The sequence below is a fragment of the Streptomyces sp. NBC_00310 genome (genome assembly GCF_036208085.1).
Taxonomy (GTDB): Bacteria; Actinomycetota; Actinomycetes; order Streptomycetales; family Streptomycetaceae; genus Streptomyces.
In genome coordinates this window covers 5,994,422-6,018,194 of record NZ_CP130714.1, presented here as the reverse complement: position 1 = coordinate 6,018,194, position 23,773 = coordinate 5,994,422, and the positions used below count along the sequence as shown (strand labels likewise).

Genomic DNA, 23,773 nt, shown 5'->3' with positions numbered 1-23,773 from the left:
CGGCTCGTCGGCGCCAAGTGAGCGTGCTCAGGGGGGCGTGTCCGAGCCGAGGGCACCGTGGGGGACCGAGGGCCGGAATCCGGCGACGATCTCGGCCATGGGGGCGCGGTCCGGGCCGAGCGGTATCCGCCCGGAGTTCTCGCTCGCGTGGTGGTCGGCGTCCTCGTCAGCACCTCCTGAACCGCTCCAAGTGCCGCTGGCTTCCTGCCAGTTGCCGGACCGCAGCTTGAAGTGGTCTCCGTCCGCGCCGACGGTCCAGCGGCCCCGCGTGCTGAGCGGTGGCGTCCAGTCCGCTGCGGCGGACACGGCGGACACGGCGAATGCGACGGACACGGCGAACTTGACGGGCGCGTGTCCTCGAAAAGCGGACAGCCACGGTCAATCAACGGCTCGCAGACGCCTCAAGGGTCGATGAACCGCATGCGAGGATGTCGCCCGTGACCGGATCGTCATCCTCGCCTGCCCCCGAGGGCACGCCTCGCGACCACGGCCTGGGTCCCCGCGCCGCCGCCGCGCTCGTGTTCGGGTCCTCGGCCGCGGTCCTGGTGGTCGAGATCGTCGCTCTGCGGCTGCTGGCTCCGTATCTCGGCCTCACCCTCGAGACCAGCACCATGGTGATCGGCATCGCCCTCACCGCGATCGCCCTCGGCTCCTGGCTGGGTGGGCGCCTCGCCGACCAGGTCGAGCCACGCCGGCTCATAGGCCCCTCGCTCGGGGTGTCGGGAGCGGTCGTGGCGCTCACCCCCGCCCTGCTGCGCACCACCGCGGAGTGGGCGCCGGTGATGCTCTTGCTGATCGCGTCGCTGACCATCCTCGTGCCGGGCGCGCTGCTCTCCGCGGTGACGCCGATCGTCACCAAGTTGCGTCTCACCAGCCTCGCCGAGACCGGAACGGTGGTCGGCCGCCTTTCCGGCGTCGGCACCGTCGGCGCCATCGTCGGCACCGTCCTCACCGGCTTCGTCCTCGTATCCCGGTTGCCGGTCAGCGGCATCCTGATCGGCCTCGGAACACTGCTGGTGGTCGGCGCGGGGCTACTGGAGTGGCGAACGCGCGGGTGGAGCGGCACCCCTGCCCTGACCCTCGCGGTCATGGCCGGCGGCCTCGCCACCACGGTCGCGCCCGGTGGCTGCGACGCGGAGACCAAGTACCACTGCGCACGGGTCGTCGCAGACCCCGACCGGGGCAGCGGCCGCACACTCGTTCTGGACGGCCTGCGGCACTCCTACGTCGACATCGACGATCCGACCTTCCTGGAGTTCGCGTACGTGCGCGCCCTGGCGTCGGTGGTCGACGCCGCCTTTCCCGAAGGCGAGCCACTTGCCGCCCACCACGTGGGCGGCGGCGGGCTCACCTTTCCCCGTTACCTCGCGGCCACGCGGCCCGGGACGCACAGCGTCGTGTCCGAGATCGACAGCGGGGTCGTACGCATCGACCGCGACCGGCTCGGTCTGCGGTCGGGAGCCGGTATCGACGTGCGCGCCGAGGACGGCAGGCTCGGCCTGCGGCGACTGGACACCGGCAGCCGTGACCTCGTCGTCGGCGACGCCTTCGGAGGCGTCAGCGTGCCGTGGCACCTCACCACGGTGGAAGCGATGACTGACGTACGGCGGGTCCTCGACGAGGACGGCCTGTACGTCGCCAACCTCATCGACCACGGTGCTCTGGCCTTCGCACGTGCCGAAGTGGCCACCCTCGGCAGGACGTTCGAGCACGTCGCCCTCGTCGGCGAACCCGCCGCTCTCGGCCTCGACCCGACCGCCACCGCCGAGGGCGGCAATCTCGTGGTGCTCGCCTCCGACCGACCGGTCGACCTGGGCGCGGCCCAGGAAGCGCTGGACGCCCGACAGACCGGCTGGAGGATCGCCACCGGCGACGACCTCACCTCCTGGATCGGCGACGCCCGGCCGCTCACCGACGACTTCGCGCCCGTCGACCAGCTCCTCCAGCCGTCCGCCACGCGGGGCAGCCAGTGACAGGACACACGCCCCCATCCTGCCGACGCACCTGAATCCGTCGAACATCCCGCTCACCGAGACGGTGGTTGCCCCGGTGGTCGCCGACGAGGCGGGAGCCCGGCGGCAGCTCTCCGACCAACGGGCCGCCCACCTCGCGCGGATGCGCGAACTCACGGCCGTGAAGACGGCCCCGGGCTCGACGGTCGCCGACGTACTCGCCGCCGACCTGGCGATCGTTCACCCCGCCGCCGACCTGGCGATCGTTCACCTCGACGCCGACCCGCGGTGGATGCAGACCGCAACGGACCGCGTCGCCCACCTGCGCCTGGAGGTGCACCGATGAGTGCGGGCTGGTCGCGTACCGCAGGCGCCAACACGGTGACCCGGTGACTCGGCCGCCGACATCCGGTGCACGAGAAAGCGGAGTGCTTCATCGTGCCCGTGGTCAGAACGAATCGGCCGCGACGGCCAGTACGTAGCCTCCTCCCCCTGGTACCGGACGGCCGCCGCGCCCCGCCGTACGCGGGCCGAACCCTGATGCCGCCGCGCAGGAGCGCGTCCATCGCGTGCCGGCCGCCGGGTGGCCTCACCCGCGCCGGGTGAGGCCACCCGGCCCCGGCCGTGTCCACGCTGAAGGCAGCAGGCAACGGCGGCCGGGCGAGCGCCCGGGACGGAGGAGAGACATGGGCGTGCAGACGTACCTCGCGTACGACTATCCCCTGCTGAGCGTCTTCTGGAGCATGCTCGTGTTCTTCCTGTGGATCATGTGGTTCGTCCTGCTCTTCCGCGTCGTCGTCGACATCTTCCGTGACGACGACCTGAGCGGCTGGGCGAAGGCCGGCTGGCTGGTGTTCACCGTCCTGCTGCCCTTCCTGGGCGTCTTCGTCTACGTGGTCGCCCGTGGCAGGAACATGGGCCGCCGGGAAATATCCCAGGCCCGAGCACAGCAGGAAGCCTTCGACGCCCACATCAGGGAGGCCGCAGGCGGTATGAGCCGGCCCAGCAGCACCGACGAGCTCGCCAGGCTGTCGGAGATCCGCGCCCGCGGCGACATCACGGACGAGGAGTTCCGCCGGGCCAAGGAACTGGTCCTGAGCGGCTCCGGCCCGGCGGAGCACGCCGGCTCCACCACCCGCACTCCCGCCCGCTGAGCATGCCGGACCCCACGAATCGAGGTACAAGATGACCGCGACACACACCCGGCCGGCGCACACGGCGAAGCAGGAATGGGCGACCGGCCTGACCGCCTTCGCGGCGGTGATGCTCTTCCTCGTCGGCCTGCTCGACATCTTCCGGGGCGTCATGGCCATCGCCGAGGACGACATCTTCGTCACGACGCGGCAGTACGTGTTCGAGTTCGACCTGACGGGCTGGGGCTGGGTCCACCTCGCGCTGGGCGCGGTCGCCGTGATCGTCAGCATGGGGCTGCTCCGGATCGCGATGTGGGCGCGCGTCGGCGGCGTGGCCATCGCCGGACTCGTCATCATCGCCAACTTCCTCTCCCTGCCGTACTACCCGGTGTGGTCGGTCGTGATGATCGCGATCTCGGGCTTCATCATCTGGGCGCTGTGCGTGGTCCGGCGCGACAACATCTCCGACCTGCCCGAGGAGCGCCCGGTGGCCGAGGAGCGCCCGCCGGAGAGGATCTCGTATCCGCGCGGGCCCGCTTGAGCACACCGCGGTCGCGGTGTGCGGCGTAGGACAAGGGCCCCCAGGTGGGACCACACGGCGGCGGGCCCATGAGGGCACCGGGTGAGGCAGGGGCCGCAACCGCTGCGCGAGGTCGGTCCCGGACGGGCTCGTCTCGCCCCGGACGCGACGTCCGGCATGCCGTGGCGCGGCCTGCCCGCCCCGCCCTGGGGGTGTCGGCCGTCGCGACGGCGCGTGGCGACACCTCAGGGAGCGGTGGTGGCCCTGGATTCGGTGGCGGCCGGGGCGGATCCGGTGTCGAGGAACTCACGGATCGCGAAGCCCACCAGCACGATGACCGTGGTCCACACCACGACCATCGTGGTCGGGTAGTTCCAGGTGAACAGGACGATCGCGGCGACCACCACGATCGCGGCCCCGATCCAGCGCTTGAAGCGGTGTACGAACCGCCCGACCGCCCCCAGTCGAAGCCCTCCGGAGACCGCCACGTCGCGCAGGGCGCCGATGCTCCTGCGGCAGCCGTTGCGGACGAGAACGGCGATCCGGGACGGACCGCTGAGGAAGGCGCCGACGGCGGTGATGAGGGCGACGGCACCGAGCGCCCGTACACCGGCGCGCAGGAACTTGATCAGCGCGTCGTACACCGCTCCGGCGGCGGCCGGCGACGCACCGGAGGGCAGATGGTCTAGGTAGACGTCACGGAAGACGGTGAGGGTGATCCCGAGAACCAGCATGGCCGCGAACACCGCCAACGCGGCCCCGATCAGCGCGTGCCGGCGGTTGAACGCCGTGTACACCCCCGCCGCGGCCACCAGCAGAGCGATGACGGGCAGCCAGGTGCCCATGATCTCCAGGACCCTCATATAGGTCTTGATCTTGCCGATGTCCTTCGACTGGACCACCACGAAGTCCGTGTGGACGTCCGGGATGTTCGCGGCCACTCCGAGACCGGCGTCGACCAGCCGCTCCTTGACCTGGGCCACGATCGGTGCCACGTCGATGGCCACCTGGTCGTTCTCCAGCGAGACCGCGCTGTCGGCCTCGCCCGTCAGGGCCTTGTCGACGGCCGAGTGCACCTTGCGGTTGGCCTCCACCCAGACCGTCTCGAAGGCACTGCTGGTGACCACCCGCTCCACGGTGCCGCTGACCAGCTGCTTCAGACCGCTCGTGATCGGCGCGTCCAGGTTGCCGACCAGCTGGGCCGCCTTCGGCGGGACGCCCTGCTCCGACACGACGTCCTGCAGCTGTTTGACCAACGCGTTCACGTCGATCTGTGCCAGCACCACGTCGGTGACCCGGTTGGTGACCGCCTTCTGCACATCCGGATCGGACGCCAGCGGCCCCACCGTGGCGACGTAGCGGTCCGTGTCCCGCACGATGCTGTTCGCCCAGACCGCGATGACGGACAGCAGCGACAGCAGGGCCGCGCAGAGGATCAGCAGGACGGAGCCCGTGGACCGGAAGGGGTGGTGCCGGGCCGCCCGCGGACGCGCGCCACTCTCCAGGGCACCGACGCGGTGCCGCAGTTCATCCAGTTCGCCGCGCTCCCGGTTCGAGAGCGGCTCGTCGCCTGTGTGGGCCATGGGCACCAGAAGATCCGTGCGACGCCGACCGCGCGACCCGGGTGCGCCCGACGAGTGAACCGCGTACGACGTGCGGCCGCCCCGGTGCGGTGATGCAATGACATGGGGAAGCAGCCACGAGCCCAGAGGTGACGCCGTGAGCGACGCATTCGACGAAGTCGACGGAGTCGACACATCCGGCGAGATGGGACCGATCGACTATCTGGTCGTCGAGTTCCCCGGCAACCGAATGACCGGCGAGGGCTTCCCCCTCCTGGTCGATCTGGTGGACCGCGGTCTCATCCGGATCCTCGACCTGACGTTCATCCGGAAGGACGCCGACGGCACCGTGACCGGGCTGGAGATCGGCGATCTCACCGGCGACGGCGAACTCGACCTGACCGTCTTCGAGGGAGCGTCCTCCGGCCTGCTGGGCCAGGACGACCTCGAAGAGGCAGCCGCCGCCCTGGCACCCGGCAACTCCGCCGGCGTCCTGGTCTACGAGAACCTCTGGGCCGCGCCGTTCGCCGCCGCCCTGCGACGCGGCGGTGCCGAGCTGGTCGCCTCCGGGCGCATCCCGGTGCCCGCGGTTCTGGCCGCGCTCGACGCGACCGAGACCGCGCCCTGACCTGAAGGGCAAGGGCAAGGGCAAGGGCAAGGGGAAGCGAGAAGGGAGATCGCCATGCCGGGACTCATCCGAGGGGTCGCCCGTACGGCCGTCGTCGCCGGAACGGCGACCGCCGTGTCGAACCGTGTATCCCGCCGACAGCAGGGGCGATGGGCGGCCCAGCAGGAGTACCAGGCGCCCCCCGCACCGCAGCCGGCGCCTCCTGCCGAGCGGTCCGCTCCGGCGGCCCCCGACATGACCAGCAGGATCGAACAGCTGAAGCAGTTGGGCGAGCTCAAGACCCAGGGCGTCCTCACGGAAGCGGAGTTCGAGGACCAGAAGCGCAAACTCCTCGGTTCCTGACCCGCTCCGGCGGTGCTCCGTGATCACCACCGTCGGCACTCACCGTCGGCACTCACCGTCGGCACTCACCGCCGACACTCACCGTAGTGCGGAGGAGGCGCGGCTCCGGCGGAGATCCACTCCGTAAGGGGAGGGCGTGAGGACACACTTCCCCGCAACCAACCAGTCCGCGGGGCCCGCCCCTCGGGCGGACGGCGGGAAGGGACGACAGGCCTGGCGCGGCGCCTCACACGTCCCGACCGGCTGAGGATCAGCGGGTTTCGCGTGCCGCGTGCCTCAGCTCGGCAGCCACTTCACCACCGCGTCTCCGCACTCGGCCGTCTGCGCGTAGAACTCCGTCAGCTCCCGGTGCGCCGCCGCGAAAGTGCCCCGTGTGTCGGGCTCCGCGGCGCCGCCGTAGCGCGACAGCAGTTCGTCGCGAGCGAAAACCCACAGCGCGTCGAAGTCGGCCGTCATCAGGAAGCGGGCCACCCGGTGCGCCTGGCCCGCCGTCAGCACCAGGAACGGCGGCTTGTACCGATCGGGGTGGAACACCGGCCGGCCACCGAGCACCACCTGGGCCTGGGGTCGCTCCCCCGCGCGATGCGGGGGAGCACCGACGTAGAGGAGTTCCTGATCCAGATATCGCTTGTCCAGCACCTCCTCTCGATGCCGGTCGACGCGGTGCCGGACGGTGTCCCGGTCGTCCCCGAACAGTCGTTCCAGCCAGGTCGCGCTGTTGCGCAGTGCCGGGGGCGGCACCGCTCGCAGATGGAAGTAGTCGCTCATCACAGAAGGAGCGCACGGGGGCGCCGGAGCATCACTCCGCCCGGCGGACGCCGCGTTCCGGACGCCCACGGCCGTCGTGCGGAGAGGCGGGAGGCGGCTGGCGGGAGGCGGGAGGCGGCTGCGCACCAGTGGTCGTGGTCGCGCGCCCGCCCGCCGCTGGTCCGAACGGGTGTGTGGGGCGGCCGGACCCCGTGCGGTGGTCGGGGTCCGGCCGCCCCCGTCCCTCTCCTTGTCGCTCCCGGGGGGAGTCGGAGCGGCGCGGAGAGAGGTCCGGGAGTGGTCGTGGCATCGACGGCAGACCTGGCGATCACCGATCACGGATCACCGATCATGGATCACCGATCACCGTCGACCTGTCCGGAGCGGACTCGGTACTCACACAGCGCACGGCCGGCGCGCAACGTCACCCGGTCGGGACGGCGCGGGTCACGTGCAGGTGCCCGAACACCGGATCCGCCGGGCGCCGCCGAGCCATAACGCCGTCCGGCCCCGGCGTACGGATCGGCTCAACGCCCGTACACCGCCCTTTCCTTGGACCTGCCGACGGCCCTCGCGGCTTCACCGGCCACGCGACAGGGGCCCCGACGACGACGTGAGGGACGCCTGATGCGTGGTGACACTTCCGTGAGCACGCACGCTGGTCTCCATGGGGCCGTCGATGCCATCGGGGCTCGTCGGACGAAACGGACTCGCTTTTGAACCAGGTGCGAACGAGGACAGTCTTGGGCCAGGCACGGCAACCCCGCCGCGTACAGACGTACGACGGGGAATTGGGCGCGGCAGTCGCGCGGGCCCAGGACGGGGACGAGGCCGCCTTCGCGGTCGCCTACCGGATCGTGCAACCGGGCCTGCTCGGCTATCTGCGCGGGTTCGTGGGCGAGGACGCGGAGGACGTGGCGTCCGACGCCTGGCTGGAGATCGCCCGTGACCTCGGACGGTTCAAGGGGGACGGGGCCGGTTTCCGCGGCTGGACGGCGACCATCGCCCGGCACCGGGCACTGGACCATCTGCGCCGCCAGCGCGTGCGGCCCCGGTCGGCGGGGACCGAACAGGACGTACTGGACATGCCCGGCCCGCACAGCACCGATGTCCAGGCGCTGGAGACCCTCTCCACCGAGCGGGCCCTGGAACTGGTCCGCGGGCTGCCGAAGGACCAGGCCGAGGCCGTGCTCCTGCGGGTCGTGGTCGGCCTGGACGGTACCGCCGCCGCGCGCGTCCTCGGCAAGCGCCCGGGAGCGGTCCGCACCGCCGCCCACCGAGGCCTGAAACGCCTCGCCCACCAGCTGGGCGTCGGGGGCCAGGCGGCGGAGGGTGTGACGGATGAGGCTTCCCGGACGCTGGGGGAGTCGAAATGAACGACGCCCGCGGCAGTGGGCCGGCGGACAGGCATCAGGCCCGGAACGCCAGGTGAATCGAGCATGTCGGACAGAATCGGACAGGAACGGAAACGAACATGGGTGAACGGCTGAGCGGCGACGGAGTGCCGGGCCGTCGGCGTGTGCACCCTGACGACGCCGCGTCCGGCCCGTGGGAGCCGCGTGACGGCTCCGCGCTGGAGACGGTGCTGGCCGCGGTTCTGCGCGAAGGCGATCGCACCGCCGAGGCCGAACAGCGGGCCGTGAGCGCCTTCCGGGCCGCCCGCTCCGCGGGCGCGCCCCGGGCGCGTACCCGGCGCCGGGACGACTGGCGGCTGCCTGCGGGGCGGCGCACCGGGCGCCCTGTGAAGGCGACGTTCGCCGCCGTGTTCGCCAGCCTCACCCTGGGCGGTGTCGCGGTCGCGGCCATCGGTTCGGCCGGCTCGTCCACGGACGGCGCCGGTACCGACCGGAGGCCCGAGCACCCGTCGGCCTCCGCCCCGACCCGGCCGGGCGGTGAGACCTCGTCGGCCTCCTCCGGCGGCGCCGGACCGACGGACGGCCCGGCCACCGCCCAGGACACCGAGGCCCACTGCCGCGCCTACGAGCAGGTCAAGGACAACGGCAAGGCACTCGACGCCACGGCCTGGCAGCAACTCGCCGCGGCGGCGGGCGGCGAGGGCAAGGTCGCCGCGTACTGCGCCGAGCAGCTGGCGCGGGCGACAGCCGGACCGAACGGGTCCGGCGACACGGGCAAACCGGGCGAGGGCGCTGCGGGAGCCGGCACGGGCACGGCGGGCACGGCGGGCACATCCGGGAACACCGGCACGTCCGGGAACACCGGCACATCCGGGAACACCGGCAGTTCCGGGAACAGCGGCAGTTCCGGGAACAGCGGCACATCCGGGAACAGCGGCACGTCGGGCAACGGGAATCCCGGCAACGACGCCGGCGGAGCGGACAACGGGGCCGGCAACGGCCAGGCAAGCGGCGGGAAGGGCGAGTAACTCCCGAGCCCTTCGGCCGGGCGAGTAACTCCCGCGCCCCTCGGCCGGGCCGCTCACCGTTCGGGTTCCGGTGGCCTCCTTCGCCCCCTCGTGGTGCCCGCCCTCATGAGCCGGCCACCGTCTCGGCGCCCGCACTCCGACCGGGACACGCTGCGGTCGTGGTCGGAGGCCGGTGCGCCTCTCGCCCCCTCATGGAAGCGCCGCGGAACGGCACAGGCCGAGGCAGTGCCCCATCCGTGCCCGTAGGACCGGACAACCACGGTCACCAGCGGTGCGTTGGCCCGCTCGACCACGAGTCGCGTGCCACCCGCGGCGCCGTCGCGGTGTCCACACCGGCGGCGTGCCCATGCCCCCGTCGACCCAGGCCTCTTGGGGTGACAGGCGTGGGGAAGCGACATGCCGCCTGCGGCGTAATCGACTCGTCGCACCGGTCGGCGATGCAAGCCTGTGCCGGTCGGCGGCGTCGTGGCATGCCGATCGCGCGCGTACCCCACGCGGCAGCCCACGATGGGAACCCGGCCGAACACGCGGAGCTGGTCATGACGGGATGGCGGGTCCGGGACTACTCCCCGGACGATCTCGAGGGAGTGCTCCGTGTCGACATGGAAAGCGGCACGACCGAAGAGCCGCCTCTCTTCCCGCTCGCGGACACCGTGACGGCCCTCCAGGCCCTCCACCCCGCTGTGGTGGCCACGGCGGACAACGTGGTCGTCGGCGCCGCGGTGAGCAGGGTGGAGGGTGACCGGGCGTGGATCGTACGCATCTGCATGGCGCCCGCCTGGCGGCACCAGGGGCTGGGCAGCGCCCTGATCTCGGCCCTTGAGCGACGGCTCTTCACCGACGGCGTCCGCACGTTGCACGCCGCCCTGCCCGAGGGCGAGACCGGTGCCGCCGCGCTGCGCAACCGCGACTTCGGCGCCCGGTCGGACCTGGTCCTGTTCGAGAAGCGCAGACCAGTGCCCCCGCCGTCGGCCGACATGCTCTCCTCGCTCGGAGCGGAGCTGCCGCCCGACGGACTGTGGCAGAAGGTCGCGGGTATGCAGAAGGAGAAACAGCTCATCGAGCGCCGTCTGGTCCTGCCACTGGCCCGTCCCGGACTCGCCGCGGAACATGGTGTGGAGCTGCCGCGCGCGGTGATGCTGTTCGGTCCGCCCGGGACCGGCAAGAGCACCTTCGCGCACGCCATCGCCGGCCGCCTGGGATGGCCGTTCCTGGAGCTGTTCCCCGCGCGGCTGGCCGCCGAGTACGGCCTGGCGAGCGGGCTGAGCCGGCGCTTCGACGAGATCTCCCGGCTCGACCACGTTCTGGTGTTCATCGACGAGGTCGAGGAGGTCGCCGGCGCGCGCGGCGGCGCGGACGCGACCGCGGTCGGCGTCGTCAACGAGCTGCTCAAGGCGATCGTCCGGTTCCGCAGCCAGGACGGGCGACTCCTCGTCTGTGCCACGAACAACGTGACCACGCTCGACTCCGCGTTCCTGCGGCACGGCCGCTTCGACTACGTACTGCCGATCGGTCCTCCCGACCACCTTGCCAGGACCGCGCTGTGGGAGAGCTACCTGGCCCGAGCGGCCGCGAAGGCCGACAGCGAGGTACTCGCATCCGCCAGCGAGGGCTTCACACCCGCCGACATCGCCCACGTGGCGCGCACCGTCTCCCAGGCCGGATTCGAGCGCACGTTCGACACCGGAACCCGTGTCTTCCCCACGACGGACGACTACCTGGACACGATCCGCGACACCCAGCCCACGGTCGGCGCCGCCATGTCCCAGGAGTTCGCCGAACAGACGAGGCAGTACGCCCGCCTCTAGGGCCCTTCCCGGGAAGCGCGGCCTGCTCGGCGCCCCCGGACTCGGTCGGCAGCCGATGTACCCGGCCGGCGGATGGGCCCCGCCTGCGGCGGTGTCGACGCGTGTCCGTCCGCCCTCGGTGAGGTTGCCGCCGCGGACGGCCCGTGCGGACACGGCGTGCGCGGGACGCTCGCAAGACCGGGCTGCCGGGCTGCCGGGCTGCCGGGCTGCCGGGCTGCCGGGCTGCCGGGCTGCCGGGAGGATGCCGCGGTTTCCGTCACTCTTCACCGGTGGGGAGCCGGACGGTGAACGTGGTCGATCCGGGGCCGCTGTCGAGTGTGACGCTTCCGTCGTGGGCCTCCGCCACCGCCGCCACGATCGACAGGCCGAGGCCGGCGCCGGTTCCCGCGCCCTCGGTGCGGCGGCGGTCCGCGCGGGTGAAGCGTTCGAAGACCTTGGGCCGGATGTCCTCGGCAACGCCCGGCCCGTCGTCGTGGACCGTCAGTACCGCCGTGCCGGCGTCGGTCCGCAGGGAGATGGTCACCGTGCTTCCGACGGGTGTGTGCAGACGGGCGTTGGCGAGCAGGTTGGCCAGTACCTGATGGAGGCGGTGGGCGTCGCCCGGCACCGTCACCGGCTCCTCGGGCAGCTCCAGGGCCCAGCGGTGTCCGGGGCCCGCGGCCTGCGCGTCCGTCACGGCGTCCAGGACGAGGCGGGTCAGGTCGACGGGACGGCGTTCCAGGGGGCGGCCCGCGTCGAGGCGGGCGAGGAGCAGGAGGTCGTCGACCATCTCGCCCATGCGGGCCGCTTCGGCCTCGATACGCTCCAGGGCCCGCACGACCTTCTGGGGCACCGGGTCCGGGTGCAGCAGCGCCAGTTCCGCGTGCCCCCTGATCGATGCCACGGGTGTGCGCAGTTCGTGGCTGGCGTCGGCGGCGAAACTGCGCAGCCGTTCCTCGCTCGTGTGCCGTTTGGTCAGCGCCTCCCCGACATGGCCGAGCATCATGTCGAAGGCGCTGGCAACGCGTCCCACCTCGCTGCGCGGGTCGCTCTCGGGCGCGCGTGGCGGGAGCGCCACCTCGCCGCTGGAGAGCGGTAGTTCGCTGACCCGGGTGGCGGTCGCGGCCACACTGCTGAGCGGTCGCAGCGACCAGCGCACCCACAGGGCTCCCGCGACGCCGGCGACGGCGAGCGCCGCGCCGAAGACGATTCCGGCGACCAGTTCCAGCCGGTGGACGGTGGCCTCGACGGGCTCCATGGGCAGCCCGGTGATCAGGACGTCGCCGTCCCGGCCCTCGGCCGCCATCACGCGGTAGTCGTCCAGCGACGAGAGATCGATCGTGTGTCCGTCGCCATCGGCCGGCACCGCGGCGAGCTTTCTCCGGTCCGCGGCGCCGAGCGGAACGGGCACCGCACCCGTGCCGCTGCTGGATCCCACCACCGCGGCGTCGGTGACCGTGTCGCCGACGAGCCGGCAGCCGAAGGTTCCGACGGCCTGACGGCGGGTGTCACCGTCCTCGTCGCCGTCCTCGTCGCCGTCCTCGTCGCCCATGGGGGTCCCCCCGGTCGAGCCCTTTCGAGACCGGGGGAGGTCCGACGGCAGGCTCCCGCCGTGTTCCAGGCTCGCCGGGAACCGCACACCCGCATCGCGCAACTGCTGGTCGAGCCGGCCGGTGAGGAAGCCGTTCAGCTCCACCACCGCCGCCACCCCGACGGCCGCGCAGCTGACCGCGAGCAGTACGACGAGGCCGACGGTGAGCCGCGCCCGCAGCGTGTGCATGCGCGGCAGACGAGGCAGACGAGGCAGACGAGGCAGCCACCCACGGGGCCTCACCTGGGGCCTCACCTGGTCACCGGCTTGAGCACGTATCCGGCGCCCCGCACCGTGTGGATCATGGACGGGCGGCCCACGTCCACCTTCTTGCGCAGGTAGGAGATGTACAGCTCGACGACATGTGCCTGCCCGCCGAAGTCGTAGGACCAGACGCGGTCGAGGATCTGCGCCTTGCTGAGGACGCGTCGCGGGTTGCGCATGAGCAGGCGCAGCAGTTCGAACTCCGTCGGGGACAGCTCGATCAGGTCGCCGCCGCGGGTCACCTCGCGGGCCTCCTCGTCCATGACCAGGTCGCCGACGGTCAGCCGCGGACCGTCCTCCGTCTGCCGGGCCATGCCGGCGCGGCGCAACAGTCCGCGCAGGCGGGCGACGACCTCCTCCAGGCTGAACGGTTTCGTCACGTAGTCGTCGCCGCCCGCCGTGATGCCCGCGATACGGTCCTCGACCGCGTCCCGTGCGGTCAGGAAGAGCACGCACACGTCGGGCCGCAGGGCGTGCAGCGAGCGCAGTACGGCGAAGCCGTCGGTGTCCGGGAGCATGACGTCGAGGACGACGGCGTCGGGCAGCAGCTCACGTGCCTCGGCGACGGCCGAGACGCCGTCGCCCGCCGTGCGTACCTCCCAGCCCTCGTACCGCAGGGCCCCGGAGAGGACCTCCGCGAGGTCGGGGTCGTCGTCGACGACGAGGACCCGGAGCGGGGCGCCGTCGGTTCGGGTCAGCACGGGGCGGGCCGAGCCGCGGGGTCGGGGAGCGTTCATCTCACGTACCAGGATGCGGCCTCGCCGCGTTCCGGGCCGCTCCCTCGACCTCTGAGTTCGCTCTGAGTCCGCCGTGGCGTTGGACCACCCCGGCCGCCCTCCCCACCTGCGGCGGGGCCGCACCGCAGGCCACGCGGCTGAGAGCGGGCTCAGAGGTTGTGTCGGCAGGGTGGCGTCCCGCACGGCGACGGACGTACGGATGGCGAGAGGGACATACGGATGACGACGGCGTACGCACAACGAAGGGTCGCCCCCGCGCCTCCCGCGCCACGGCGCTCTCCCGCGGGCCCCGTGCTCGCCGTCCTGTGGGGCGGGGCCGCCGCCGTGACCGCCCTGTGGTGGCACGACACGGGGTCGGTCGTGGGCACCGCGGGCTGGCTGACCGGCGCCGGGCGGATCACGGGACTGCTGAGCGGGTACGCCTGCGCGGTCCTCGTCGGTCTGATGGCCCGCGTCCCGCTCCTGGAGCGGCGGATCGGGTCGGACCGGGTGGCTCGCTGGCACGCGATGGCGGGCCGCTACACGATCTGTCTGCTGGTGGCACACGTCGTGCTGATACTGCTCGGGTACGCCGCCCAGGACGGCTCCTCGATCCTGGACGAGACGCTCACCGTGGTCCTGGACTACCCGGAGATGCTCAAGGCCACCGCCGGTACCGCCATCCTGTTCGCGGTCGGGCTCGTCTCCGCCCGCGCGGTGCGCCGCCGGGTCAGCCACGAATTCTGGTACTACGCGCACCTGCTCACGTACGCCGCGGTCTTCCTCTCCTTCGGCCACCAGCTCGCCCTGGGATCCGACTTCACCGGCAACCGGCCGGCTCAGGCCGCCTGGTACGTGCTGTACCTGGGCGTCGCGGCCCTGGTGGGGTGGTTCCGGATCCTCGCTCCGATCCGGCTCAACCTGCGTCACCGGCTGCGGGTCGACTCCGTGCGCAAGGAGGCGCCGGGCGTGTACTCCGTCGTCGTACGCGGCCGGCGGCTGGACGAGATGGGTGCGCGGCCGGGACAGTTCCTGCGCTGGCGGTTCCTCACCGAGGGCATGCGCTGGACCTCCACGCCGTACTCCCTGTCGGCGCCACCGCGCCCGGACCTGCTGCGCATCACCGTCAAGGCGCTCGGCGACCACAGCGCCGCCGTCTCCCTGCTGCGGCCGGGCACCCGTGTGTGGGCGGAGGGCCCCTACGGGGCGCTGACCGCCGAACGGCAGACCTCGCACAAGTCGCTGCTGATCGCGGGCGGTGTCGGCGTCACCCCGCTGCGGGCCCTGTTCGAGACGCTGCCCGGCGACGTCACCCTCCTCTACCGCGCCCGCACGGCCGAGGACCTCGCCCTGGGAGGCGAACTGGAAGCGGTCGCGCGGTGGCGCGGAGCGAAGGTGCTGTACGCGCTCAACGGTCCACACGGCCGGCGTCCGGACCTCACGGCCCACTCCCTGCGCACGGCCGTGCCCGACCTGGACGCCCACGACGTGTACCTGTGCGGCCCGCACGGGTTCGCGCGGGACCTGTACGAGGCGCTGCGCACCGCCGGGGTTCCCGACCGCCGCATCCACCACGAGTCCTTCGAGCTGTGAGGCCGACTTGCACACGTTGAGGAAGAACCGTCCGCTCCGCCGCATCGTGCTGGCGAGTGCCGCGACCGTCTCCGGGATGGTGCTGCTGCTCTCGCTCAAGCCGCACACGACGCCGGGCGTCGCCGGGCTCGCGACCACTCCCGTGCCCTCCAGCAGTTCCAGCACGTCGAGCGGAACGAGCGGAACGACCGGGTCGGGCGGATCGAGCGGCTCGTCCACGGGCACCCGGACCCTCACCGGGGACTCGGTCCAGACCCGCTACGGCCCCGTCCAGGTCCGCGTCACCCTGAAGGACGGCAGACTCACCGACGTCACCGCGGTCACCTATCCGCAGGAGAACCCGAGGGACCAGCGGATCAACAGCTACGCCATCCCGCAGCTGACCAGGGAGGCGCTCACCGCCCAGAGCGCCGACATCGACACCGTCTCCGGAGCCACCTACACCAGTGAGGGCTACCGTCAGTCGCTCCAGTCGGCGCTGGACTCCGCGAGCCGCTGACGCCGGCCCGGCCGGAGCCCGCGTGAGGGCACCGGTCCGTGCCCCGGAGGGCGCCGACCCGTGCCGTGGTGACGCCGGAACCGGGCGACGATCGCGCACCAGCCCGGATCGGCCACTCCCGGGTGAGCCGGTTCGCCGGCGCCCCTGGGCTGGGCGGACCTGTTGCTCCGCCTCCTTCATCGTCCGTCTTCATCGTCCGCGCTCATGGCCCGCACCCGTCCGTCGCGTGCCGGTGGCCGCGGCGGGGCCGCCGCACCGGGAGAGGCCGTCCCTGCCTTGGCCCGGAGCTTCCCGCCCGTTTCCGTCGTGGCGGACCGCATCCGCAACCGGTCGCCGACAGGAATCCACTCCAGAGTCGTCAGACGGCACGACGGAAGGAGAAGGCGTGGTCACAGCTGCACGGCCTGGCCATCCGGCCCCTCGGGAAGGGAGGCACACACACCCGCCCAGCGGTGACGTGAACCCGCACCTGACGGACATCGACGAGGTGCGCGCGCTGGGGGAGGCCGCCTGCTTCCCTCGTCGACTCGAACCCCTCGGGGCACGGACGGACGGGGGCGGTGTCCGCGCCATCCCCCTTCACCTGCGCTTTCATCGTCATCAGAACCAATCCGCCACCTCACCGGAATCGGATTACGTCCGGAGATGTCCCAACCGCGGAGGCCCCCGGTGAAAGAAGTAGTGCACATCGGCAGAAACCCGTCGACCGAGCCGGACCTGGAGGAGCTCGTGGGCTGTGTGGCCCTGGGCGACGACCAGGCGTTCGCCTCGGTCTACGACGCCGTCGCGAGTCCGGTCCTGGGGGTCGTGCGCGCCGTACTGCGTGACCATGCCCAGTCGGAGGAAGTGACCCAGGAGGTCCTGGTGGAGGTGTGGCGCACCGCGCCCCGCTACCGCCGCGACCGGGGGACCGCCATCAACTGGATCCTCACACTGGCGCACCGCCGGGCGGTGGACCGGGTGCGCTCGGTGGAGGCCGCGGCCGTCCGGGACCACAAGGCCGCCCTGCTGGAGCGGACGCCCGAGTACGACGACGTGGCCGAGCGGGTCGAGGCGCGGCTGGAGCGGGAACAGGTACGGCGCTGTCTGCGCACGCTGACCGAGATCCAGCACCAGGCCGTCACGCTGGCCTACTACCGCGGACTGTCCTACCGGCAGGTGGCGGAGGCGCTGTCGCTTCCGCTGGGCACGGTCAAGACCCGGCTGCGGGACGGACTGATCCGGCTGCGCGACTGCCTGGGAGTGACGGCATGACGGCCACCGACCTGCACCGGATGACGGGCGCCTACGCCCTGCACGCCCTGCCCGACGGGGAACGCGACGCGTTCGAGCGGCACCTCGCGGGCTGCGAGGCGTGCGCGCAGGAGACGGACGAGCTGGTCGCCACCGCGGCCCGGCTGGGACTCGCCGTCTCGGTGACGCCGCCCGCGGCCCTGCGCGAGCGGGTACTGCGGCGGATCACCACCGTCCGGCAGGAGCAACCCGGCGGACCGGCCGAGTCCCGCCGGGGCCGTACAGGGCTGCGGGCGCGACGCCTGTCGCGGTGGACGCTGGCCGCCTGCCTCGCGGCCGCCGCCGCGCTCGGCGGGACGACGGTGTGGCAGCACGAGCGGGCCGAGGACGCGCTGAGCCGGGCGCGCCAGGCCGAGCGGGGAACGGAAGAGATCGCCGCCATACTGGCCGCACCGGACGCCAGGACCCGGGCCGCCGCACTGGCCGGGGGCGCCACCGGCACGGTCGTGGTCTCCCGGAGCCGGGACAAGGCCGTCTTCCTCGTCTCCGGGATGACGAGCCCCCCGGGCGGAAAGGTCTACCAGCTGTGGTTCGACGACGACGGCGCCATGCGGTCGGCCGGCCTGATGGACCCCGCCCGCGCCGATCAGGCCGTCCTGATGCGAGGTGCCGTGGACACGGCCTCGGGCATGGGCATCACCATCGAACCCAGCGGCGGCTCGAAGCGGCCCACCTCCGCCCCGGTCGCCCTGATGGACTTCCCGTCCTGAGCCGTGCGGGTGCACTTCACGCACTTCACGCACTTCACCTCGCCCTGCCGGACGGGGGGCGGTGCGCCCCCGGAATTCACCGGGCCGCCGGTCAGAGCACGGGGGAGTCGGCCCCCGGCCCGTAGCACCGTGCGGGCAGCGGGTCGGGGGCGTCGGGGTCGAGGAGGTGGGCGACGGTGGCCGCGGCCGTGCGGTGCCAGAAGCCGTGGCGGCGCAGCATCGCGTGGTCGCCGCCGCCGACGAGGGCCATACCCGTCCGTGCCCCCGCGCCCCGCGCCAGGCGCACGTAGGCGGCGGAGTCGGCGGGCGAGGTGACGCGGTCCCGTTCGCCGTGCAGGACGACGAGGTGACGGCCCGCCAGTTGCCGCACTGGCTCGCCCGGCGGACACCAGGGCGCCAGGGCGAGTACGGCGCTCACCTGCGGGTGGCCGGCGGCGCGCAGTGCGGCCCGGGCGCCCATGGAGTGACCGACCAGCACGGTGGGCACGGGGCCGGCCAGTTCGGTGAGGCGGTCCAGCGCGCGACGGGTGTCGGCCACCGGGTCGGCGCGGGTGCCGTTCCAGCCCCGGAGGCGGTAGCGCACGCAGGCGAGCAGGACGTCCTGGCCGGGCAGTTCCGCCGACAGCGACCACAGGAACGGGTGCATGCGCAGGGCGGCGAGTTGCCAGGGCCGGGAGAGACGGCGGTCGGTCTCCCGCCCTCCGTGCAGGACCAGTACGGCGGCACGTGGGCGTGTCGGAAGTCGTCGCGGCACGAGCGCTTCTCCGGGCCGGGGCGGATACCCGGCGTCGTCCTGGTGGGGCACAGCGGGCGCTCCTGACTTCCTCACAGTCCTCACAAACCTCACAGGCCTCACAGGCCTTGTCGCGGCCATGTCGGCACGGTCGTGTCGGCACGGTCGTCCCCGCCCCCTCACCGACGCGGAGGGCGCGGGAAGAAGCCACTGGTGCGCGCCACGTACTCGGCGTAGCCGGGACGGTCCGACATGTGCCGTTCCAGCAGCCGCTTCCCGCTCCCCCGCACCAGCAGCAGGCTCATCACCAGCGGGGAGACGACCGACACGACCGCCGCCTCCGGCGCGTCGCAGGCGAGCAGGAACAGACCCCACCACACACAGAAGTCCCCGAAGTAGTTGGGGTGCCGGGTCCAGGACCACAGCCCCCGGTCCATGATCCGGCCCCGGTTGGCGGGATCGGCCTTGAACCGGGCGAGCTGGGCGTCCCCGACCGCCTCGAAGCAGAGCCCCACCGCCCACACCGCTCCCCCGACCCAGGCGAGGAAGGACGGCGGGCCGGGCACGTACTGCGCCGCCTGGACGGGCAGGGACACCAGCCAGACCAGGGCGCCCTGCAGCAGGTAGACCATGCGCAGGGCGTACAGGTTCCGGTCACCGGGCGCCTTGGCGAGCATCGCCTCGTAGCGGGGGTCCTCGCCGTGCCCCCGGGCGCGGCGGGCGATGTGCGCGGCGAGCCGCAGCCCCCACACCGCGGTCAGGACGGTCACCAGCACCCGCCGCGTCGGATCCCCGTACCCGGCGGACGCGGCGAAGGTCACGGCGGCGACGGCGGTGAAGCCGATCCCCCAGGCGATGTCGACGATCCGGTGCACGCCCGCACGCACCGCGAGGGCGAAGGTGACGAGCATGACGGCGAGGGCCGCGCCGGCGGCCCAGGCCAGGTTGAGCGCGAACGCGCTCCACGGAAAGCCGCTCACAGCCGGTCCACCCCCTCGTACCAGGCGGGCGTGGCCGCCGGTGTGCCCCGGTCGCCGCCGGGGCCGGGCCGCGCGCTCAGGATCTGGTCGACACCCATCCGTCCCTCCTCGCAGGCCGGCGCCCCGCCGACCAGGTAGAGCCGCCACCCACGCGCGGTCTCCTCGCCCACCGGCCCCACGAACCGCTCCCGGCGCTCCTCCGGGGCGCGGTGCCGGGCGGTGACCGTACGGACGTAGTACTCACGCGGGGACTCGACGTGCCGAGCCTCCGGACCCGCCTCCTCCAGCAGACCCACCGTCTCGCCGAGCGGCCGCATACGCAGGTCGGGGGCCGTGCCCGCCTCGATGAACGGGCCGCCGCCGGGGGCGTCGCGGCCACGCGGCATCTGCTGCACGAGCACCCGCCCTCCCCGCCGGACCGGCCGGTGCGGGGCGGCGGCGAACGCCGGGTACGCGGCGTCGCCCACGTGCTCGCCCATCCCGACGGTGGCGCGGGCGGTGAGCCGGTGGGCGGCACCGGGCCGGGCAGAGGCGCGGGTGCCGGTCATCGGGCGGGGTTCCCTTTGGTGAACAGGTACTGCTGGACATCGAGGTAGCCGGAGCGGAACCCCGCCTCGGAGTAGGCCAGGTAGAAGGTCCACAGGCGGCGGAAGGTCTCGTCGAAGCCGAGCGCCTCCACCTCCTCGGCGCGCTCGGTGAACCGCTCCCGCCACAGGCGCAGCGTCTCGGCGTAGTGGGCGCCGAAGCCGTCGCGGCGGGCCGGGCGCAGCCGGGTGTGGTCGCGGACGGTCTCCTCGATCGCCCGGGTGGACGGGATCAGCCCGCCGGGGAAGACGTACTTGTGGATCCACGTGAAGGTGGAGCGGGTGGCGACCATCCGCTCGTGCGGCATGGTGATGGCCTGCAACGCCGCGCGGCCCCCCGGCGCCAGCCGTGCGTCCAGGGCACGGAAGTACACCGGCCAGAACTCCGCGCCGACCGCCTCGATCATCTCCACGCTGACCACGGCGTCGTATGTCCCACGGGCCTCGCGGTAGTCGCACAGCTCGATCGAGACCCGTTCGTCGAGCCCCGCCGCGCGCACCCGTTCCCGTGCCAGGGCCCGCTGTTCCCGGGACAGGGTGAGCGAGGTGACGCGGGCGCCGCGGGCGGCGGCCCGCAGGGCCAGTTCGCCCCAGCCGGTGCCGATCTCCAGCAGCCGGGTGCCCTCGCCCACGTCGGCGAGGTCGAGCAGCCGGTCGATCTTGCGGTGCTGGGCCGCGGCGAGCAGGTCCCAGTTGGCCGGGAAGCCGCGGAAGAGGGCCGAGGAGTAGGTGAGGGTGTCGTCGAGGAACAGAGCGAACAGGTCGTTGGACAGGTCGTAGTGGCGGCTGATGTTGGCCCGGGAACCGTCGGGCGTGTTGCGCTCCTCGTGCGGGTGCCGCGGCGCCCACAGGGCGCGCAGCCGTTGCAGGGGGGCCGGGACCAGGTCGGCGGCGTGCCCGGCGAGCACGGTGAGTACGGCGACCAGGTCGGGGGCGTCCCACTCGCCCGCCATGTAGGACTCGCCGAACCCGACCAGCCCGTGGGTGCCCACGCGGGCGTGGAAACCTCCCGGATCGCGCACCTCCAGCAGCGGCCCTCCCCGGCCGACCGGCTCCGCGCCGCCGAACCGGGCCCGCAGGGGCAGCTCCCGCAGGGCGTGCCGCACGACGGCCCGCGTCACTGCGGTCCGGGGCCACGAGGCCCGCGGTACGGCGGCGACATCCGGCCCGCGGGTGGTGGTGTCGACGTCGGGCACGCGGGTGGTGGTGTCGACATCCGGCCGACGGGTGGTGGTGTCGACGGGAGCGGTGTGCCTGTCCGGCGTGGCGACCGGAGCGGCATCCGCGCCCACCGTCTCGACGGGAGCGGTGGTCTGCCCGCCGGGGATGCTCTCCCCTCCGGGGGCGGTGCGGGGTTCTGTCGTCCTCGCTGTCGTCATATGGCTTTCTCCGTGGTGCGGTGTCCGGGGCGGGGCTGGACGGGCAGCCCCCGCAGGTACAGGCGGATGCCGTGGGCGCGGATCGCGGCCGCCACGGCGAGGGTGGACCAGGGGTACCGCAGCACCAGCCGCAGCAGGGACGCCGTGCTCACCGCGCGCCGGGTGCCGCGTACGGTCGCGGTGAAGGCCCGGCCGCCCTCGCGGTCCAGGTGCACGGTCAGGTCGAGCCGTGCTCCGGGAGGCGGCAGGCGCATGCGGTAGCGGCCGTCGACGGGGAAGAACGGCGAGACGTAGAACTCCTTCTCGGCATGGAACTGCGTCTCGGCGTGGAACTCCTGCTCGGCATGGAACTGCTTCTCGGCATGGAACTGCTTCTCGGCGTGGAACTGCTTCTCGGCGTGGAAGGCCTGCTCGGTCCGTGCGTCCTTGGTACGCGCGGCCCCGGTCGTGTCCGGTCGCAGCAGGTAGGCGTGCCGGCCGCCGTAGGTGTTGTGCACCTCCGCGACCACGCAGCGCGTTTCCCCTTCCGGGCCGTGGCACCAGTACAGGGTGAGCGGGTTGAACACGTAGCCCAGCACGCGTGCGTGGGTGAGCATCAGCACGCTCCCGCCGTCCAGGTCCACGCCGTGCGCGGCCAGGAAGGCGTCCAGGCCCGCCCGGAGCGTGGGCCGGTCGCCGGTGAAGTGGTCGCGCGGGTCGAACCGGGCGAACGGCCGCAGCAGGGGCGGGAGCCGGGGCGGGCGGTCGGGGTCGACGAGCCACATGTACGTGCGGTGGCGCAGCGCGTACCGCCAGGGCGTGGTCCGCACGTGCGCGATCGTGCAGGGATACAGGGCCGGTACGGTGCTCACCAGCGGACCCCGAACGCGGCGGCGGCCTCGACGCCGGAGCGGCAGCCGTCCTCGTGGAATCCCCAGCCGTGGTAGGCGCCCGCGAACGCGGTGACGGGGCCGTTCAGTTCGTGCAGGCGCCGCTGGGCGGCCACCGACTCCGCTGTGTAGACGGGGTGTTCGTAGACCATGCGGGCCAGCACCCGCCCGGGATCGACTCGGTCCTCGCCGCCCAGCGTGACCACGAACGTCTCGGCGGCGTCGAGGCGTTGCAGCCGGTTCATGTCATAGCTGACCCGTACCCGGTCGGCGCCCGCCGTGCACGACGGCATCAGATAGTTCCACGAGGCCCGGGCGCCGCGCGCGCGTGGCAGCAGCCCGGTGTCGGTGTGCAGGAGCGTGGCGTTGCGGGAGTACCGGAACGCGCCCAGCACCGCCCGCTCCCGCTCGGTCGCGTCGGCCAGCAGCCGCAGCGCCTGGTCCGGGTGGACGGCGATCACCACGGCGTCGTACGGCTCGGTCGTGCCGTCCGCGGCGGTGACGTCCACCCCGTCGGCGTGGCGTCGCACGGACCGGACGGGGGTGGCGGTGCGGACGTCGCCGATGTGCTTGGCGATCCGGTCGACATACTCGCGCGAACCGCCGGTCACCGTGCGCCACACCGGCGAACCGCCCACCGAGAGCATCCCGTGGTGGGCCAGGAAGCGGAACAGGTAGGCGGCCGGGTAGAGCTGCGCGGTGGCGGCGTCGCAGGACCACACGGCGGACACCACCGGTGTCATGAAGTGGGCGCGGAAGTAGCCGGAGAAGCCTTCCCGGTCCAAGAACGCGCCGAGAGTGAGCGGATCCTCCGGGCTTTCGGCCAGCAGCCGGCGTGCCGCCCGGTGGAACGCGGGAACCTCGGCCAGCAGCCGCAGGTAGGAGCCGCGCAGGAGGGTGCGGGGCCGCGCGAGCAGTCCGGCCGGGCCGCGGGCGCCGGCGTACTCCAGTCCGCACCCCTCGCACCGCACGGACATACTCATCTCCGACTCCTGCGTGGCGACGCCGAGCTCGTCGAACAGCCGCAGCAGATACGGGTAGGTGCGCCGGTTGTGCACGATGAAACCGGAGTCGACGCGGTGCACCCGCCCGTCCTGCGGCGAGGTCAGCTCATGCGTGTGCGCGTGTCCGCCGAGCCGGTCGTCGGCCTCGTACAGCGTGACGTGACGATTCAGTCCCAGGACGTACGCGGCGGTCAGTCCCGCCACCCCCGCGCCCACCACGGCGGTACGCCGCCCCGCGCGTTCCGGGCTCCGCGACGCCTCCCTCGACGTCCGCTCCATCGCCCTTCCTCCCGTCGGCCGCGATCTGTGCTGTCGCGCGTAATCCGGATCTGCTCGGGCATCGGATTGGCCGTACGACGGATCACTTGCCGACGGACGTGACCCGCGCGGCCCACGTACGGCGTACGTGGGCCGCGCGGGGTGCGGCGTACGGGAGCCGGCGGCGGTCGGGCGGTCGGCGGTCGGCGGCGGCACGAAGGCTTGCACCGGTTGGGCTGGGTGGAC

The 23,773-nt window shown here is 72.8% G+C and carries 22 protein-coding genes and 2 pseudogenes; 13 read left to right on the top strand and 11 right to left on the bottom strand.

Features of this window, described 5'->3' with window-relative positions; translation table 11 throughout:
• Window positions 1-72: 72 nt before the first annotated feature.
• Window positions 73-333 (bottom strand): annotated as a pseudogene (locus OG202_RS26415) (glycoside hydrolase); the annotation flags it as partial.
• A gap of 95 nt (window positions 334-428) precedes the next feature.
• On the opposite strand from OG202_RS26415, the gene OG202_RS26410 reads away from it, so the two are divergent.
• The 4 genes from OG202_RS26410 (at window position 429) to OG202_RS26395 (ending at window position 3,626) form a co-directional block, all read left to right on the top strand.
• Window positions 429-1,973, top strand: coding sequence for a fused MFS/spermidine synthase (locus tag OG202_RS26410; RefSeq protein WP_327728567.1), 1,545 nt, complete (start codon window positions 429-431; stop codon window positions 1,971-1,973).
• 76 nt (window positions 1,974-2,049) lie between these two features.
• Window positions 2,050-2,298 carry a hypothetical protein gene (locus OG202_RS26405; protein ID WP_405895065.1) on the top strand — a complete coding sequence of 83 codons (249 nt, stop codon included), beginning with the start codon at window positions 2,050-2,052 and terminating at the stop codon, window positions 2,296-2,298.
• Between the two features lie 340 nt (window positions 2,299-2,638).
• Entirely contained in the window at window positions 2,639-3,106 is a 468-nt protein-coding gene (locus OG202_RS26400; RefSeq protein ID WP_327728568.1) for an SHOCT domain-containing protein, read from the top strand.
• Window positions 3,107-3,137: 31 nt separating this feature from the next.
• Window positions 3,138-3,626, top strand: a complete 489-nt coding sequence (locus tag OG202_RS26395) for a DUF7144 family membrane protein (protein WP_327728569.1) — start codon at window positions 3,138-3,140, stop codon at window positions 3,624-3,626.
• Window positions 3,627-3,850: 224 nt separating this feature from the next.
• On the opposite strand, the gene OG202_RS26390 is transcribed toward OG202_RS26395, so the two are convergent.
• A complete protein-coding gene (locus tag OG202_RS26390; RefSeq protein WP_328223690.1) occupies window positions 3,851-5,188 on the bottom strand; it encodes a hypothetical protein in 1,338 nt (445 codons plus the stop codon).
• 184 nt (window positions 5,189-5,372) lie between these two features.
• On the opposite strand from OG202_RS26390, the gene OG202_RS26385 reads away from it, so the two are divergent.
• Together OG202_RS26385 and OG202_RS26380 are read left to right on the top strand one after the other, a co-directional pair.
• Window positions 5,373-5,795: a DUF6325 family protein gene (locus OG202_RS26385; RefSeq protein WP_327732164.1), complete on the top strand. Its 423-nt coding sequence runs from the start codon at window positions 5,373-5,375 to the stop codon at window positions 5,793-5,795.
• Between the two features lie 54 nt (window positions 5,796-5,849).
• Window positions 5,850-6,137, top strand: a complete 288-nt coding sequence (locus OG202_RS26380; protein ID WP_326580033.1) for an SHOCT domain-containing protein — start codon at window positions 5,850-5,852, stop codon at window positions 6,135-6,137.
• Between the two features lie 276 nt (window positions 6,138-6,413).
• On the opposite strand, the gene OG202_RS26375 is transcribed toward OG202_RS26380, so the two are convergent.
• Window positions 6,414-6,905, bottom strand: coding sequence for a DUF1877 family protein (locus OG202_RS26375; protein WP_327728571.1), 492 nt, complete (start codon window positions 6,903-6,905; stop codon window positions 6,414-6,416).
• 722 nt (window positions 6,906-7,627) lie between these two features.
• Here OG202_RS26375 and OG202_RS26370 point away from each other — a divergent pair.
• The 3 genes from OG202_RS26370 to OG202_RS26360 all read left to right on the top strand — a co-directional run bounded on the left by OG202_RS26370 (window position 7,628) and on the right by OG202_RS26360 (window position 11,075).
• Window positions 7,628-8,260 carry an RNA polymerase sigma factor gene (locus tag OG202_RS26370; protein ID WP_326580037.1) on the top strand — a complete coding sequence of 211 codons (633 nt, stop codon included), beginning with the start codon at window positions 7,628-7,630 and terminating at the stop codon, window positions 8,258-8,260.
• Window positions 8,261-8,358: 98 nt separating this feature from the next.
• Entirely contained in the window at window positions 8,359-9,267 is a 909-nt protein-coding gene (locus OG202_RS26365; protein WP_328223689.1) for a hypothetical protein, read from the top strand.
• A gap of 539 nt (window positions 9,268-9,806) precedes the next feature.
• Window positions 9,807-11,075, top strand: coding sequence for an ATP-binding protein (locus OG202_RS26360; protein ID WP_327728573.1), 1,269 nt, complete (start codon window positions 9,807-9,809; stop codon window positions 11,073-11,075).
• 256 nt (window positions 11,076-11,331) lie between these two features.
• On the opposite strand, the gene OG202_RS26355 is transcribed toward OG202_RS26360, so the two are convergent.
• Together OG202_RS26355 and OG202_RS26350 are read right to left on the bottom strand one after the other, a co-directional pair.
• Complete coding sequence (locus tag OG202_RS26355; protein ID WP_328223688.1) at window positions 11,332-12,834, bottom strand: sensor histidine kinase; 1,503 nt, start codon at window positions 12,832-12,834, stop codon at window positions 11,332-11,334.
• Between the two features lie 62 nt (window positions 12,835-12,896).
• Window positions 12,897-13,646 (bottom strand): response regulator transcription factor, encoded by a 750-nt coding sequence (locus OG202_RS26350; protein ID WP_326580045.1) that lies wholly within the window; start codon window positions 13,644-13,646, stop codon window positions 12,897-12,899.
• Window positions 13,647-13,865: 219 nt separating this feature from the next.
• On the opposite strand from OG202_RS26350, the gene OG202_RS26345 reads away from it, so the two are divergent.
• The 4 genes from OG202_RS26345 (at window position 13,866) to OG202_RS26330 (ending at window position 17,720) form a co-directional block, all read left to right on the top strand.
• Window positions 13,866-15,218, top strand: coding sequence for a ferredoxin reductase family protein (locus OG202_RS26345; RefSeq protein WP_328223687.1), 1,353 nt, complete (start codon window positions 13,866-13,868; stop codon window positions 15,216-15,218).
• A gap of 7 nt (window positions 15,219-15,225) precedes the next feature.
• Window positions 15,226-15,717 carry an FMN-binding protein gene (locus OG202_RS26340; RefSeq protein WP_328223686.1) on the top strand — a complete coding sequence of 164 codons (492 nt, stop codon included), beginning with the start codon at window positions 15,226-15,228 and terminating at the stop codon, window positions 15,715-15,717.
• Window positions 15,718-16,386: 669 nt separating this feature from the next.
• Window positions 16,387-16,971, top strand: coding sequence for a sigma-70 family RNA polymerase sigma factor (locus tag OG202_RS26335; RefSeq protein ID WP_327728577.1), 585 nt, complete (start codon window positions 16,387-16,389; stop codon window positions 16,969-16,971).
• Window positions 16,968-17,720 (top strand): anti-sigma factor, encoded by a 753-nt coding sequence (locus OG202_RS26330; protein WP_327728578.1) that lies wholly within the window; start codon window positions 16,968-16,970, stop codon window positions 17,718-17,720. Before OG202_RS26335 ends, OG202_RS26330 begins: the two co-directional genes overlap by 4 nt.
• A gap of 91 nt (window positions 17,721-17,811) precedes the next feature.
• On the opposite strand, the gene OG202_RS26325 is transcribed toward OG202_RS26330, so the two are convergent.
• From OG202_RS26325 to OG202_RS26300, 6 genes and pseudogenes are all read right to left on the bottom strand, one after another.
• Window positions 17,812-18,525, bottom strand: a complete 714-nt coding sequence (locus tag OG202_RS26325; protein ID WP_328223685.1) for an alpha/beta fold hydrolase — start codon at window positions 18,523-18,525, stop codon at window positions 17,812-17,814.
• A gap of 107 nt (window positions 18,526-18,632) precedes the next feature.
• A complete protein-coding gene (locus OG202_RS26320) occupies window positions 18,633-19,433 on the bottom strand; it encodes a DUF1295 domain-containing protein (RefSeq protein WP_328223684.1) in 801 nt (266 codons plus the stop codon).
• Window positions 19,430-19,930: pseudogene (locus OG202_RS26315) on the bottom strand (class I SAM-dependent methyltransferase); the annotation flags it as partial. The pseudogene OG202_RS26315 and the gene OG202_RS26320, both read right to left, overlap by 4 nt.
• A gap of 47 nt (window positions 19,931-19,977) precedes the next feature.
• On the bottom strand, window positions 19,978-21,396 hold the full coding sequence (locus OG202_RS26310; RefSeq protein WP_327728581.1) for a cyclopropane-fatty-acyl-phospholipid synthase family protein: 1,419 nt from the start codon (window positions 21,394-21,396) through the stop codon (window positions 19,978-19,980).
• Window positions 21,393-22,247, bottom strand: coding sequence for a DUF1365 domain-containing protein (locus OG202_RS26305; RefSeq protein ID WP_328223683.1), 855 nt, complete (start codon window positions 22,245-22,247; stop codon window positions 21,393-21,395). The genes OG202_RS26310 and OG202_RS26305 overlap by 4 nt, the downstream gene beginning before the upstream one ends.
• On the bottom strand, window positions 22,244-23,548 hold the full coding sequence (locus tag OG202_RS26300; RefSeq protein WP_328223682.1) for an NAD(P)/FAD-dependent oxidoreductase: 1,305 nt from the start codon (window positions 23,546-23,548) through the stop codon (window positions 22,244-22,246). Before OG202_RS26300 ends, OG202_RS26305 begins: the two co-directional genes overlap by 4 nt.
• Window positions 23,549-23,773 lie beyond the last annotated feature (225 nt).